This window comes from Agromyces solani (genome assembly GCF_058349925.1).
This window is the reverse complement of sequence record NZ_JBYRER010000001.1, coordinates 1,115,612-1,130,660: the sequence shown is the minus strand read 5'-3', so window position 1 is coordinate 1,130,660 and position 15,049 is coordinate 1,115,612. Positions and strand designations below refer to the sequence as shown.

Here is a 15,049-nt window from a genome sequence, read left to right as displayed (position 1 = left end):
CTCGTCGTCATCGACGCGCCCGCCCCGTTCGCCACGCGCGTCGCGACCCTGCTCGCCCAGCTCGGCTACGCGACGACCGCACCCGACCGACCCGACGGCTCCCCGGGCGCGCCGGCGCCGGCGCTCGCGGTCGTGGCGGCGCACTGGGTCGTGCCGCCGGCCCGCCACCTGCCGTGGCTCCGCGCCGACGTGCCGCACCTCGCCGTCATCGACGACGAGCGGGGCTGGCGCGTCGGACCGCTGGTCGAACCCGGTCGAGGCCCCTGCCTGCGCTGCATCGAGCTCGCGCGGCGCGACCGCGACGAAGCCTGGCCCGTCATCGCCGCGCAGCTCGCGGCGCATCCCGCACCGCACCGGCCACGAGGCATCCGCGAGCTGTTCGACGCCGCCGTCGCGGCCGCCCGGGTCGTCGACGACCGTCTGCGGCACGGCGACGACTCGCTCGCCGCCGCGAGCTTCACCCCCGGCGAGCAGGCGCCGACGGAGTACCGGACGCATCCCGAGTGCGGCTGCCGAGCTCCTGCAGGAAGCGCGACGGCTCCCGCTCCCCGCGCGGCCCGTCGGCCTGCCGGGCCCAGCTCAGCTGCAGCCGTCGCCGTGCCCGCGTGAGGCCGACGTACAGCAGCCGCCGCTCCTCGTCGATCGCGTCGAAACCCTTGGCGTAGCTGATCGGCAGCATGCCCTCGTTGAGGCCGACGAGGAAGACCTCGTCCCACTCGAGCCCCTTCGCCGAGTGAAGCGTCGCGAGGGTCACCACGGCGAGCGCCGGCTCGTGCTGCGCCTCGGCGCGGGCGCGCAGGTCGTCCGCGAACTGGCGGAACGTCGTGCCCGCCGGGGCATCGTCGACGAGGCGGGCGATCGCGTTGAGGGACTCCCACCGGGCGCGGACCGCACCCGGGCCGTCGGGCGCCTGCACGCTCCAGCCGAGCGACCGCAGCACGTCGCTGACCGACTTGAACAGCGGCTCGCCCGTGATCGTGAGCGCGGCGGCTCGCAGCGCGTGCACCGCCTCGCGCACCTCGGGCTGGTCGAAGAACCGCGCGGCACCGCGCACCCGCGACCCCACGCCGACCTCGTCGAGCGCGTGCTCGAGGATCGCCGACTGCGAGTTGACGCGCATCAGCACCGCGATCCGGTCGGGTGCCGTGCCGGCATCGATGCGCTCGCGGATGCGCGTGGCCACGCCGCGCGCCTCGGCGAGGTCGTTCGGATACTCCACGACCTCCGGCTCCGGGGCATCCGGTCGGCGTGCGGCGACCGCCTCGAGGCGCAACGCGCCCTCGCGCCCTCGCATGAGCCGGTTCGCCGTGTCGACGATCGGCGCCGTCGACCGGTAGTTGCGCTCGAGGCGCACGATCGTCGCATCGTCGTAGCGACGCTCGAAGCCGAGCAGGAACTCGGAGCTCGCACCGGCGAACGAGTAGATCGTCTGGCTCGCGTCGCCGACGACGCACAGCTCGGTGCGGTCGCCGAGCCACAGTTCGAGCAGTCGCTGCTGCACCGGCGAGACGTCCTGGTACTCGTCGACGATGAAGTGCCGGTAGCTCTCGCGCACCTGCATCGCCACGGATGGCTCGGTCTCGATCATCCCCGCGGTGGCGAGCAGCACGTCCTCGAAGTCGATCATGCGCCGCTCGTCCTTCACCTGCTCGTAGGCCTCGACGAGCTCGAGGAACTGGTCGGCGGAGAGCCGGCCGGGCGCACCCCGGCTCGCGAGACGGGCGCGGAACGCGTCGGGGTCGTGGAGGCCGACCTTGCGCCACTCGATCTCGGCCGCGACGTCGCGCAGGGTCGGCGTGTCGACCTTGAGCTTCGCGCGTTCGGCGGCCTGCCCGAGCACCCGCCCCTTGTATTCGAGCACGCGCGGCGCCGGGCCGCCGACCACGAGCGGCCAGAAGTGGTTGAGCTGGGCGAGGGCGGCGGCGTGGAAGGTGCGCGCCCGCACGGCCCCGGCGCCGAGCGTCGCGAGCCGGCCGCGCAATTCGGCGGCCGCGCGCGCGGTGAACGTCAGCGCCATGACCCGGGCGGGATCGTACGAACCCGACGCGACGCCGTAGGCGATGCGGTGGGTGATCGCGCGGGTCTTGCCCGTGCCCGCGCCGGCCAGCACGCAGACCGGGCCGTGCAGCGCCTCGGCGACGATGCGCTGCTCGTCGTCGAGGCCGTCGAGCAGCGGGTCGCCGGTGACGGCGATGCCGGGCTCGGTCACGTCCCCGACCGGTCGGCCGCGACCGGCGACGGCTCGGGCGAGGCCGGCACCGTGGTCGCCGGCTCCACCGTCGACTCGAGCGGACCCCGCGCCGCCACGCCGTCTCCGGATTCGACCGGGCCGCCGTACCACTGCTCGATGAGCCAGCGGGCGATCGACGTCGAGCCGGGCAGGAGCACGCCGCCCCACGCCTCGGCGAGTTCCGAGCGGGTGAACCAGCGCAGTTCGAGGATCTCCTCGCCGTCGGCGGTCGCCGTCGCCGGATCGACGCCCGGTGCGACGCGCGCCGCGAACCCGAGCATGAGGCTCGCAGGAAACGGCCACGGCTGGGAGGCCCGGTACTCGACCCGGTCGACGGCGAGGCCCGCCTCCTCGGCGATCTCGCGGACGACCGCCTCCTCGAGCGATTCCCCGGGTTCGACGAAGCCGGCGAGCAGCGAGAACCGTCGCTGCTCCCAGAGGGCGTTCGAGCCCAGCAGCAGCCGGTCGTCGTCGTCGGTGACGAGCATGATCACCGCCGGGTCGGTGCGCGGGAAGAGCAGCGCGTCGTCGCGGTCGCACCGGCGCACCCACCCGCCCTGCGCGGGCGAGCTGGGCGAGCCGCACCGCGGGCAGTACCCGTGCACGGCATGCCAGTTCGCGAGCGCGAGCGCCTCGACGACGAGCCCGGCGTCGAACGCGTCGACGGTCGTCGCGACGGCCCGCAGGCCCTGCCAGCGCGCCGCCTCGGGCTCGAGCGCGCGAGCGGTCTCCTCGTCGAGGATGCGCGCCTCGTAGGCGCGGGCGGGGTGCGCCGGGCCGGTCGTCCGGCCGAGGTAGACGCGCAGCCCGGGTTCGGGAACGAGCGACGGATGCCGCAGCTCGAGCGTCGGCGACGACCCGTCGACCTGCTCGGCGAGGAGCACCCGGTCGCCGTGCACGAACAGGACCCGCGAGGCGGGATCGGCGTCGAACGAGGCGATCAGGTCGGGGTCGGAACGGCGCCCCGCATCACGATCGATCACAGCTCGGGCGAACGGCGGCCGCGGGTCGTCGACGGTCACTGCGCCCCTCTCACTGCGATTTCGGAAGTCCCCCATGCGATTGCGGAGTCGCCGGGAAGGTGTGGCGGTCGCCCCTCGCCCGGAGTTGCCTGCTTAAGCTGAATGCCATGGCCAGACCCCCTCTCACTCTAGCCGCGTTGGCCACGGCGGCGGTGCCCGGACTCGAGGTCAACGCCGCACGGGCGCACTCCCGTCGCAGCCACGGGGCGTTCGACGCCGTCGAATTCCGCACCACCGACGATCGGCACCTCATCATCCGCGTTCCGAGGTCGCAGGCCGCCGAGTCCGAGCAGTCGGCCGACCTCGTCGCGCTGCGCGCGCTCACCCCCGGCATCCGCAGCCGGCTGCCGTTCACCGTGCCGACCTTCGTCGGCCAGGCGCCGATCGACGGCACGCGCGCGGTCGTGACCGACTTCATCGCGGGCGGCGTCTCGACCGCCGACGAACTCACATCCCACGACCGCCTCGCCGAATCCGTCGGTCTCGCGATCGCGGCGATCCATTCGCTGCCGACCGGGTTCGTCGGCGACGCCGGCCTCCCCCGGCAGTCCGCCGACGGCGCGCGCGAGTCGGTCGTCGCGCTCGTCGGCCGCGCCGCCGACACCGGCCATCTCCCGGCGGCGCTCCTCCGTCGGTGGGAGGAGGCGACCGACGACGACACGCTGTGGCGGTTCCGGCCGACCGTCGTCCACGGCGGACTGAGTGCCGACGTCATCCTCAACGACGGCGTGACCGTCACCGGCGTTCTCGGCTGGTCGGGACTCGCAGAGGGCGACCCGGCGCGCGACCTCCACTGGCTGCTGACCTCGCGCGGTGCGGCCGCCGAGCGCGCGCTCGGCGCGTACATCGCCGCGCGGGAGGGAGGTGCCGACGCGCACCTGCCCCAGCGCGCCCTGCTCCACGGCGAGCTCGAGCTCGCCCGGTGGCTGCTGCACGGCATCGACGAGCACGACCAGGCGATCGTCGACGACGCGATCGGCCTGCTCGACGGCCTCGTCGAGAGCGTGCACGACCGCTCGAGCGAGCCGCTCTCGCCCGAGACGGGCCCGATCCTCGCGGTCGGCGACGTGGAGCGAATGCTCGACGAGACCCCGCTCGATCGGCTGCCCGCGGAGCGCAGCGGGGCCATGCTCACCGACAGCTACGACTTCTCGGGGCTGCGGGGCGAGGGCGAGGCTCCGATGGACGCGACCGCGCCGATTCCGCTCGACCTCAGCGACTGGGGCGACGCCGAACCGCCCCGCTCCTCAGCGGGCGCGGATGCCGCCGACGGCGCGACGCGGGCGGGCGACGACGGTCAGTCGCGCGGCGACCCCTCGAGCGACGAGGCCGACGACCAGGCGCGTCGCAACGCCGCCTCGTCGTAGAGCGCGTCGGGGCGGATGACTCGGTCGTCCTCGACGAAGTAGAACACCGCGTCGACGGTCGCCGGGTCGACGTCGGCCCATTTCGCGTACGCGAGCCGATAGAGCGCGAGCTGCGTCTGCTTGAGCTCGAGGTCGCGCGCATCGCGCGGTGCCTTGCCCGTCTTCCAGTCGACGACCTGCACGCGGATGCCCCGGGCACCGAGTTCGGAAGCGGGGTCGATGTCGAAGACGGCGTCGAGCTTGCAGACGAACACGTGCTCGCCGAGCGGCAGGTGCAGCTCGAGCTCGACGGCCGACGGCCGGCGTGCGCCCCATTCGGATGCCGCGAACCGCGCCTGCAGCACGCGGAGGCGGTCGGGGGCATCGTCGAGGCGCACGACCGCCGACGGGTCGTCGTCGAGTTCGACGAGCAGCGCGTCGAGCTCGTCGAACCCGCCGGCGGGGACCACGTCCGCCCCCGTCGACCGCTGCTCCACCCACTCGTGGAAGAGGGTGCCGATGCGCGTCGCGCGGAACGGGCGCTGCGGCATCGGCCGGCGGAGGGCCGCGGCGACGGCGAGGGGGTCGTCGACGTAGTCCTTGAATCGCGACGCGGGTACCCGCACAGGGATCTCGGGGGCCGCATCGGGTTCGTGCCGGCGTCGACGCTCTTCGAGCAGGAGTCGGAGGTCGTCGGCGAGCCGCGGACCGATGCCCTGCCCTGTGGGTCGGGTCGAGGCGGCCCGCACCGCTTCTGCCGCCGCCTCGACCGCGGGGCGACGACGACCGAGCGGGTCGAGCGGCCAGCGCATCCGTTGGGCCGATCCGGCCCTCGGGTTCTCGTCGTCCTCGGGGGTCGTCGGCAGCGCGTCGGCGGGGGCGATCCCGGCGACCGCGAGCTCGCGGAGGAACGGGCTCGGGTCGCGCGGCGCCTTCTGCGTCGACCACCACGACCCCGAGAGCAGCAGTTCGGACTTGGCCCTCGTCACCGCGACGTAGGCGAGGCGTCGCTCCTCTTCGGCGTGACGTTCGCGGTTCTCGTCGGCGAAGGCCGTGGCCGCCTCGTCGAACTCGGCCTGGCTCTGCACGCCGCGCCACTGCAGTTCGGGCAGCTCGTCGTGGTCGCCCTTGAACTCGTTCGGCAGCTCGCCGAACGAGAGCCAGCCCTTCGTCGATCGGGGCTTGGACGGCACCTCGGCGTCGACCATGCGGGGTATCGCCACGAGGTCCCACTCGAGGCCCTTCGAGCCGTGGATGGAGAGCACCTGGACCGCACCGGGCTCGGGCTCGTCCTGACGGGGCGACAGGCGGTCGCGCTGCTCGGCCTCGGTGAGCCATGCGAGGAACGCGCCGAGCGTGGGCTGCTCGGCCATCTCGACGAAGCCCACGAGCAGCTCGTCGAACGCCTCGAGGCTCGGTGCCCCCAGGGGTTGGGCGGCGTTCGCCGCGACCTCGACGTCGAGCAGGAGCTCCTGCTGCACGAGGCTCACGAAGTCGACGAGCCCGAGTCCGGCGCGGCGCCGGAGCGATTGCAGCTGAGCGCCCGCGCGGCGCATGCGTGCGAGGCCCACCGCGCTGAACGTCCGTAGCGCCGAATGGTCGTCGGGTGCGGTGAGCACGAAGTCGAGGGCGTCGACGATCGACGGCGACTCGTCGATCGCGATCGACGCTCGCAGCCCCCGGCGCACGTCGTCGCCGAGACGTCGCATCGCGAGGTCGCGGTCGGCGAGCCACTTGGCGAGGCTGCGGAGCGCGTCGAGGTCGGCGGCGCCGATGTTCCACCGCGCACCGCCGAGCACCCGCACGAGCTCGGAACCGGCGGACGGGTCGTGCAGCACCCGCAGCACGCAGACCAGGTCGGCGATCACCGGCTGGTCGAGCAGGCCCGCCATGCCGAGCACGTGGACCGGCACGCCGCGCGCGCGGAGCGCCTCGATGAACACCTCGGCGTTCGCGAACGTCCGGCAGAGCAGGGCACCGCTCGCACGATCGCCCGCGCGCCCCAGTCGTGCCGCGAACCACTCGGCGACGCGGGCCGCCTCGGCCTCGATGGTCTCCGCCCACGCGACCTCGAGCCGCCCGGGACCGGCGAACGGCGAAGCGGTGAGCGGCGCCTTCGGAATGCCGGCGTCGAGCGGGGCGATCAGCACGTTCGCCGCGTCGAGGACGACCCTCGGATTGCGCCAGCTCGTCGACAGGTCGTAGACCGCGGCCGCGCCGGCTTCGGCGAAATCGCGACCGAAGCGGGCCAGGTTCGCGGCGCTCGCCCCGCGCCAGCCGTAGATCGACTGGTCGGGATCGCCGACGGCCATCACCGGATGGTCGGCGAAGAGGGCCGACAACAACCGGGTCTGCACGACGCTCGTGTCCTGGTACTCGTCGAGCAGCACGGTCCGGTAGCGCGCGCGATGCGCGATCGCGACCTCGGGGTGACGTTCGCAGATCGCGAGTGCGAGCGACACCTGGTCGGAGAACTCGACGAAGCCGCGGTGCTGCTTCGCCGCCGCGTACGCGTCGGCGAGTTCGAGCAGCGGCGGCAGCGCCCCGACGACGCCGAGGGCATCGACGAACGAGGCGAAGTCGGTGCGCTTGCGCGGCGCCTCGATCGGCAGCCCCTCCATCTGCAGGAAGTCGTGCACCATCGCCCGGACATCGCGGCTGTCGGCGACGTTCTCGGCGAGCGCGCGGCTGAGGCCGAGCACCGCGCCGGTCACCCGGTCGAGGGATGCGTCGAGCTCCACGAGCCGGGGATCGGCCGAGGCCTGGGCGACCGACCTGGCGAGCTGCCACGCCGACGCCTCGCCGAGCACCGAGGCATCGGGCTCGCGGCCGATGAGCATCGCGTGCTCCCGGTAGATGGCGCTCGCGAAGGCGTTGTACGTGCCGACCGCGGCCGACTCGAGCGGGTCGAGCGCGACCTCGGCGATGCCCTCGTCGACGAGTTGCCCGACCCGCTCGCGAACCCGGTCGGCGAGTTCTCCGGCGGCCTTCCGCGTGAAGGTGAGCCCGAGCACCTCGGGCACCTCGACGTGACCGTTGGCGAGCAGCCAGACGACGCGGTTGGCCATGGTCTCGGTCTTGCCGCTGCCGGCGCCCGCGACGACGATGCTCTGGCCGAGCGGGTCGGCCTCGATGACCGCGCGCTGTTCCGGCGTCGGCGCGTGCAGCCCGAGCCGCGACGCGATCTCGAGCGCGCTCAGGCCGCCCGCCGACCGGCGAGCGCCGTCGTGCGGCGTCGCCGCGGAACCCGCGAGCGCGCCGTTCTCGCTCACGCGGACACCGCCGGGATCAGGTGGACGCGGTACTGCCACGCGCCGAAGCGCGACCCGAAGCCGAGCTCGGCCGGGCCGTCGAAGCCGGATGCGGCCATCGTCTGCGCGACCGCGCCGAGCCGCTCGCGGAACGCCGCCTCGGCCGTGTCGTCGAACGGCTGCTGCGCGCGCTCGGTGTAGGCCCGGCCGTGCGCCGGCCGGGCCACGTAGACGAGCTTCGCCCCGCCGAGCGAGCCGCCGGCGGGCACCGCACCCGACCGGGCCGCCAGCTGGTAGGCGGCGAGCTGCGGATGCACGGCGGTCTGCGCGACCGTCGGCGGCGTACGGCCCGTCTTCAGGTCGACGATGACGGTCGTGCCGTCGGGTGAGACCTCGACCCGGTCGATCGTGCCGGTGATGCGCACGCGGTCGACCTCGAGAGTGAATCGCCCTTCGGCCTCGAGCAGCACCTTCTCGTCGTCGGCGAAGTTCGCGAGGTAGTCGGCGGCGCCCTCGGTCATCTTGCGGGCGCCCCTGCGCTCGCGCTCGGCGACCCAGCCCGCCTCGAACCGGAGTTCGTCGAGCCGGGCCGACACCCCCTCCCAGAGGGCCTCGACGCTCGTGTCGCCGTCGGCGCGGGCGCCCGCCTCTTCGACGACGGCGTGGACGATCGTGCCGATCGACGCCGAGATGCCCGACGGCGGCGACGCGACGTGGTCGATGAACCAGCCGAGCGGCGACTCCTCGACGCGGTCGATCTGCGACGGCGACACAGCGACGACCGCCTCGGGGTCGCCGTCGAGGTCGACGAGCGGGGCGGAGGTCGACGGCTCGGCCAGCCCGTACCAGTCGTCGGGGTGCGCGCCGGCCACACCCGCCTCCGCGAGCAGCGCGAGCGCCGCCGGCGCTTCGCCGGACGGCGACGCGACCGCCTCGCGTCGGAGCGCGCCGACGAGCCCGCGCAGGTGCAGCGGGCGCGCCCGCGGCGCGCGCACCCGCTCGGGGGCGTAGCCCATCAGCATCGACGGCTGCTCGTCGTCGTTCGCGGTGCAGCTCAGCACGAGCTGTCGCCCGGCGCGCGACGCCGCGAGCGCGAAGAGCCGCAGCTCGTCGCCGCGCACCGACGCGCGCGCCTCGGCCACCGTCTCGACCGACGGCAGTGGGGCCCCGGCGCGGAGGGCGGTCGCCGTGCGGGCGAGGAGGCCCGCGTGCAGCAGGGTGCCCCTCGGTCGCAGGTTCGGCCACACCCCGTCTTGCAGGCCGGCGACGACGACGACCTCGAACTCCCGCCCGATGAGTGCCGGGGGCGTCGTCACCACGACCGATTCGACCGTGCGTTGCGGGGCGAGCGAGTCTTCGGGCAGCTCGCTCGCGAGCACCTCGTCGACGAACCGCACGGCCGGCGCATCGGGTTCGCGCTCGACGAACCGCTGCGCGGCGGCGAAGAGCGCCACGGCGGCGTCGAGAGACCGGTTCGCCTCGTCGGCGAGCACGCCCGTGCCCGAGGCCTGCGCGCCCCACTCGGCGGCGAGCCCGCTCGCGTTCCACACCGACCAGAGCAGTTCTTCGACCGTGCAGCCGCGCACCGCCTCGCCGCGCGCCGTCGCGAGCAGCTTCGCGAGACGCGCGGCGCGTCGTGCCGGGGCGGCGTCGATCGAATCGAATCCGCCCGGGGCGCCCAGCGCCTCGACGAGCAGTTCATCGCCCGTGCGATCGCCGCCGATCGCGAGCTCCTCGTGACGGAGGGCGAGCCGGAGCCGTCGAAGACCGACCGCGTCGAGCCGGCCGACGGGTCCGGTCAGCAGGCCGACGGCGAGCTCGGCCGTGAGCGGCTCGCGATCGAGCACGAGCGAGGCGGCCGACAGGAGTGCGGCCGCGGCCGGTGCATCGCGCAGCGCCATGCGTGCGGCGCCGCCGGCGATGGGCACGTCGGCGAGGGCGAGCCCCCGCTCGAACGCCGGCACGTCGCCGCCCGAGCGCAGCACGACGGCCATCTTCGACCACGGCACGCCGTCGAGCAGGTGCCGCTCGCGCAGGAGTGCGGCGACGGCCCGGCACTCGGCCGCGTGCGAGGGCGCCTCGAGCCCCATGACGGGGACGAGGGCACCGCGCGTGCCGTGAGCGGGCTGCTCGGCCGCGCCGTCGACCGGCTCGACCGCCGCCGCACGGTGCGACCCGCCGAGGGCCGCGCCGATGTGGCCCGTCACCGACTGCACCACCGCGCGCAGTGCGGCACCGCCGCGATGGACGGCGGGCAGGACATGGCGCTCGACCGGTGCGCCGTCGAGCACGACCGAGAGCGCGCCGAGCAACTCGGGCCGGCCGCCGCGGAACCCGTTGCTCGCGACGTCGGGGTCGCCGATCGCGATCACCTGCACGCCGCGCGCGGCGAAGGCGCCGAGCAGCGCCGCGGTCGCCTCGGTCGCCTCCTGCGCGTCGTCGACGATGACCGTCCGGAGCCGCGCGAGCCGGCCGAGCGCGTCGAGGGCGCCGGCGTCGACCGTGCTGCGCCGCACGATCGCCGCGGCGAAGGCCGCGAGCTCGGCCGAGTCGTACTGCGAGGGTCGCACCTGCGCCTTGACCTCGTCGTACTCGGCGAGGAACGCCGCGGCCGCCACCCACTCGGGCCGCTCGCATCGCTCGCCGAGCCGCGAGAGCGTCTCGGCGTCGACGCCGTGCTCGACCGCGCGCATCATGAGGTCGCGCAGTTCGGTGCGGAACCCGCGCAGCGCCCTGACGTCGGCCGAGAGCGGCTCGGGCCAGTCGGGCCCGAACCCGTCGCGCACGCCGCCCTCGAGCAGTTCGCCGATGATGTGGTCGTGCTCGGCGCCCGTGAGCAGCGTCACCGGCTGCCCCGTGAACGCCCGCACGAGCTCGAACGCGATCGAGTTCGCGGTCCGCGCGAGCGGCCCCCTCGTGGTGATGCCGAGCCGCACGGCGAGGGCGTCGCGCAGCGACGTGGCCGCGGTGCGCGTCGCCGACACCACGAGCACCTCGTCGGCGCTGCCGCCGCGCTCGATGCGGTCGGCGACGAGCTCGATCGCGAGCGTCGTCTTGCCGCTCCCGGGGGCGCCGAACACCGCCGCGTGCCCGCCGACGGCGAGGCGACGGACGAGCTCGTGAGCGGTTCGGGTGCCCTGCATGTCGGCAACGGTAACGGGTTCCGCCGACAGTGAACGCGAACGGCTCGCGCGCTCGCGATGTGTAGGGTTTCAGCAAGAGCAGAAAGGCCTACCGTGGACGTTCGCATCGGCATCCAGAACTCCCCCCGTGAACTCGGTTTCGAGACCTCGCAGTCGGCCGCGGAGGTCGAGCAGGCGGTCGCCGCCGCGCTCGCCGGCCAGGCACCGCTGCTGAAGCTCGCCGACGACAAGGGCACCGTCTACGTCGTCCCCGCGGCCGCGCTCGCGTACGTCGAGATCGGCTCGGAGGAGTCGCGCCGCGTCGGATTCGTCGCCTGACGATGGAACTCCTGTTCGTCACCCTCGGCGGCGCCATCCTCGGCATCGCCGCGCACTTCGCGTTCCCCCTGCGCAAGCTCCGCGGCGTCGTGCTCGTCCCCGCGATCGGGGCGGGCGTGGCCGCGGTCGTCTGGGTGGCCCTCACCTGGCTCGGCTGGGCGTGGGACGGCGGCTGGATCTGGGTCGTCTCACTCGCCGCCTCCGCGCTCGCCTCGGCGGCTGCGGCCTGGTTCATCGGCCCGGGTCGCCAGAAGGCCGACACCGCGCGCTTCGAGCGCCTGTCGCGCCACGGGCTCGGCCGGGCCTGACGCGCCCGCCCCGAGGCATCCCGCCCGAGGCATCCCGCCGTCGGGTCGCGGGCTCAGGCCGTGAGGCCGAGCGCGTCCATGCGTCGTGTGTGCTCCGCGATGAGCTCGGTGAACACGGGCTCGACGGGGTCCCCCGCACGGTCGGCCGGCTCCGAGCCGCGGAGCGCGGAACGTGCGATGAGCAGCGTGTCGCCGACGATGCTGCGGCCCCACAGGGCGAGCCGGTCGGCGAGCCCGGGTTCGGCCTCGATCGCGGCGCGCAGCTCCGCGTCGAGCACCTCGCCGACGCCGCCCGTCGCGAGGATCGACCGCACGCGGGTGCGGAGCTCGGCGGGCAGCCCCTCGGAGAGGCGGGCGAAGTAGTCGTCGAGCATGCCCGACGTGACGAGGATGCCGAGCATGAGCTCGTACTGGTCGGCACCGGCGGTCGACTGGCCGAGGCGATCCGTCGCGGGCGCGAACGGCGCCATCACGGCGTCGGGCTCGACGTCGAGCCGGCGCAGCTCCGCGATGAGGTCGTGGTGCTTGCGCAACGCGATGCCCGCCGCGCGGCTCAGCTGCTCCTTCGCGTGCATCGTCGGCGCGCCGATCACCGCCTGCGACAGGCTCTCGAAGAACTCGAGCTGGATGTACGCGGCCTGGCCGAGGAACGGCACCGGGTCGGGCACGAGCTCCGTGAAGTCGACCTTGGTGACCTCCGTCGGGGCGACCCGCGGGCGCAGCCGCGGCAGCTCTTGACGCACGCCGCGCCGCTTGGACCAGAACACCACGCAGACAGCCTATCCGAGGCTCACAGGCAGTCTCCGATAGGGTGGAGGGGCATGCGGACGCCGGATCCGCGGCCGTGCGCCCGGGGTTGAGTCGAGGCGCACCTCACGACCTTCACTCTCGAAGCACGACCGACAGGCAGATCTTTGACCACTTTCACCGACCTCGGCATCGCGTCCGACATCGTCGACGCGCTCGCGGGCAAGGGCATCGTCGATGCCTTCCCCATCCAGGAGCAGACCATCCCCCTCGCCCTCACCGGGCAGGACATCATCGGCCAGGCCAAGACCGGCACGGGCAAGACGTTCGGCTTCGGCCTGCCGCTCGTGCAGCGCCTCGGCGACGACCCCGAGCACGGCGTCAAGGCGCTCGTCGTGGTGCCGACCCGCGAACTCGCGGTGCAGGTCACCGAAGACCTCGAGCTCGCCACCTCGAACCGCCCGACGAAGGTCGTCTCGATCTACGGCGGCAAGGCGTACGAGGGCCAGATCGAGCAGCTCAAGGCCGGGGCGCAGATCGTCGTCGGCACGCCGGGCCGACTCATCGACCTCGCGAACCAGCGCATCCTCTCGCTCGCCGACGTCCGCGAGGTGGTGCTCGACGAGGCCGACAAGATGCTCGACCTCGGCTTCCTCGCCGACATCGAGAAGATCTTCTCGAAGGTTCCGGCGGTGCGTCACACCATGCTGTTCTCGGCGACCATGCCGGGGCCGATCGTCGCGCTCGCGCGTCGCTTCATGTCGAAGCCGATCCACATCCGCGCGAACGACCCCGACGAGGGCCTCACCCAGGCGAACATCAAGCACGTCATCTACCGGGCGCACTCGCTCGACAAGGACGAGGTCATCGCCCGCATCCTGCAGGCCGAGGGGCGCGGCAAGACCGTGATCTTCACGCGGACGAAGCGCGCCGCCGCGAAGCTCGTCGAGGAGCTCAACGACCGCGGCTTCAACGCCGCCGCCGTGCACGGCGACCTGAACCAGGACCAGCGCGAGCGCGCCATGGCGGCGTTCAAGGCGGGGAAGAAGGACGTCCTCATCGCGACGGACGTCGCCGCCCGCGGCATCGACGTCGACGACGTGACGCATGTCATCAACCACACGATCCCCGACGACGAGAAGACGTACCTGCACCGCGCGGGCCGCACGGGCCGTGCCGGCAAGACCGGCATCGCGGTGACGTTCGTCGACTGGGACGACCTGCACAAGTGGGCGCTCATCAACCGCGCCCTCGAGTTCGGCCAGCCCGAGCCGACCGAGACGTACTCGTCGAGCCCGCACCTCTACACCGACCTCGACATCCCCGAGGGCACCAAGGGCCGCCTGAAGCCCGCCGCCCCCGCGGCGAGCGCGACGCGCTCGAGCACGGCGGGGCGCACCGAGGGCGACGCCGAGCGCGCGCCCCGCAGCCGCAACCGCCGCCGTACCCGGGGCGGCAAGCCCGCGGGCGACGGCCAGGCCGCCGAGTCGTCGGCCGGCGCGAAGGATGTCGCGGAGAAGCCCGCAGGCACGGGCACGCACGACGGCAAGGGCAAGGAGCACCACGACGGCAACGCCGCGCCGCGCCGCCGTCGCCGTCGCCGCGGCGGCAGCTCGGGCGGCGGCCAGACGACCGCACCGGCCGCACCGCAGGCCTGACACCCGCCCTGACGAACGAGCGCGCAGGCACCCGTCGGTGACGGCTGCCTGCGCGCTCGTCCCGTCGGGGCGCCCGAACCCGCAGACCGGCGCGACGTGCCGGGGCCGCGCCGGGCACGATGTCCGGGAGGTCGCGGCTAGGCGGGCAGCACCGGCGCGCTGCCGCGCCCCTCGGCGACGAGCCGTTCGACGACGTCGGCGGCCGTGCGGCACTCCCCCAGGCGGTTCGGCTTGCCCGATCCGTGGTAGTCGCTCGAGCCGGTGATCTCGAGGCCGAACGTGGCAGCGAGCTCGCGGAGCCTCGGCTTGGCGTCGGCCCGGTTCTCGGGGTGGTCGATCTCGAGACCGAAGAGTCCGGCGTCGACGAGCTTGGCGAGGCGCGCCGGCGGCACGACCCGTTCGGCGCCGCGGGTGCCGGGGTGCGCGAGCACGGGCACGCCCCCGGCGGCCCGGATGAGGCGCACTCCCGTCAGCGGGTCGGGCGCGTAGTGCGGTTGCGCGTACCCCGCGCTCGGGTGCAGGATCCCGGCGAACGCGGCCGATCGGGTCGCCACGTGCCCGCGGGCGACGAGCGCGTCCGCGATGTGCGGGCGGCCGATCGTCGTGCCTTCGGCGGTCTGGGCGAGCACGTCGTCCCAGCTGAGCGCGTAGTCGCGACCGATCCGGCGGACGATCTCCTCGGCGCGGGTGAGCCGCGACTCCCGGATGCGGGCCGTCTCGGCGAGCAGCGACTCGTCGAGCGGATCGATGAGGTAGCCGAGCAGGTGCACGCTCGTGAACCCCTCGCGGGTCGAGAGCTCCATGCCCGGGATGAGTGCGACGCCCGTCTCAGGCACCGCGGCCGCGGCCTCGGCCCAGCCGCTCGTCGAGTCGTGGTCGGTGAGCGCGACGGCCGAGAGTCCGGCCGTCGCCGCCTGCCGCATGAGCTCCGCCGGCGTCTCGGTGCCGTCGGACACCACGGAGTGGGTGTGCAGATCGGCCTCGCCGATCGCGGCGGGGGCGCGCGACATCCCCCCATCGTATCGA

General features: G+C 74.0%; 10 protein-coding genes. 4 read left to right on the top strand and 6 right to left on the bottom strand.

Going from position 1 to position 15,049, the window contains the following annotated elements; all coding sequences use genetic code 11:
- Positions 1–457: 457 nt before the first annotated feature.
- The gene (locus AC3RJ7_RS05240; protein WP_491454761.1) at positions 458–2,209 is read right to left on the bottom strand and encodes an ATP-dependent helicase; all 1,752 of its coding nucleotides are present in this window, start codon (positions 2,207–2,209) and stop codon (positions 458–460) included.
- Positions 2,206–3,252: an NAD(+) diphosphatase gene (gene nudC, locus AC3RJ7_RS05235; RefSeq protein WP_491454760.1), complete on the bottom strand. Its 1,047-nt coding sequence runs from the start codon at positions 3,250–3,252 to the stop codon at positions 2,206–2,208. Before nudC ends, AC3RJ7_RS05240 begins: the two co-directional genes overlap by 4 nt.
- A gap of 107 nt (positions 3,253–3,359) precedes the next feature.
- Here nudC and AC3RJ7_RS05230 point away from each other — a divergent pair, with 107 nt between their 5' ends.
- On the top strand, positions 3,360–4,619 hold the full coding sequence (locus AC3RJ7_RS05230) for a phosphotransferase (RefSeq protein WP_491454759.1): 1,260 nt from the start codon (positions 3,360–3,362) through the stop codon (positions 4,617–4,619).
- Here AC3RJ7_RS05230 and AC3RJ7_RS05225 read toward each other — a convergent pair.
- Both AC3RJ7_RS05225 and AC3RJ7_RS05220 read right to left on the bottom strand, forming a co-directional pair.
- The gene (locus AC3RJ7_RS05225; RefSeq protein ID WP_491454758.1) at positions 4,550–7,870 is read right to left on the bottom strand and encodes an ATP-dependent helicase; all 3,321 of its coding nucleotides are present in this window, start codon (positions 7,868–7,870) and stop codon (positions 4,550–4,552) included. The genes AC3RJ7_RS05230 and AC3RJ7_RS05225 overlap by 70 nt on opposite strands.
- Complete coding sequence (locus tag AC3RJ7_RS05220; protein WP_491454757.1) at positions 7,867–10,992, bottom strand: PD-(D/E)XK nuclease family protein; 3,126 nt, start codon at positions 10,990–10,992, stop codon at positions 7,867–7,869. The genes AC3RJ7_RS05225 and AC3RJ7_RS05220 overlap by 4 nt, the downstream gene beginning before the upstream one ends.
- A gap of 93 nt (positions 10,993–11,085) precedes the next feature.
- On the opposite strand from AC3RJ7_RS05220, the gene AC3RJ7_RS05215 reads away from it, so the two are divergent.
- Both AC3RJ7_RS05215 and AC3RJ7_RS05210 read left to right on the top strand, forming a co-directional pair.
- The gene (locus AC3RJ7_RS05215) at positions 11,086–11,310 is read left to right on the top strand and encodes a DUF3107 domain-containing protein (protein ID WP_231430543.1); all 225 of its coding nucleotides are present in this window, start codon (positions 11,086–11,088) and stop codon (positions 11,308–11,310) included.
- Positions 11,311–11,312: 2 nt separating this feature from the next.
- Positions 11,313–11,618 (top strand): hypothetical protein, encoded by a 306-nt coding sequence (locus AC3RJ7_RS05210; RefSeq protein WP_491454756.1) that lies wholly within the window; start codon positions 11,313–11,315, stop codon positions 11,616–11,618.
- 53 nt (positions 11,619–11,671) lie between these two features.
- Here the strand turns inward: AC3RJ7_RS05210 and AC3RJ7_RS05205 are convergent, their stop codons facing one another.
- Entirely contained in the window at positions 11,672–12,388 is a 717-nt protein-coding gene (locus AC3RJ7_RS05205; protein ID WP_491454755.1) for a ferritin-like fold-containing protein, read from the bottom strand.
- 144 nt (positions 12,389–12,532) lie between these two features.
- Here AC3RJ7_RS05205 and AC3RJ7_RS05200 point away from each other — a divergent pair, with 144 nt between their 5' ends.
- Positions 12,533–14,023 (top strand): DEAD/DEAH box helicase, encoded by a 1,491-nt coding sequence (locus tag AC3RJ7_RS05200; RefSeq protein WP_491454754.1) that lies wholly within the window; start codon positions 12,533–12,535, stop codon positions 14,021–14,023.
- A 137-nt stretch (positions 14,024–14,160) separates the two neighbouring features.
- Here AC3RJ7_RS05200 and AC3RJ7_RS05195 read toward each other — a convergent pair whose 3' ends face one another.
- The gene (locus AC3RJ7_RS05195) at positions 14,161–15,033 is read right to left on the bottom strand and encodes a PHP domain-containing protein (RefSeq protein WP_491454753.1); all 873 of its coding nucleotides are present in this window, start codon (positions 15,031–15,033) and stop codon (positions 14,161–14,163) included.
- Positions 15,034–15,049 lie beyond the last annotated feature (16 nt).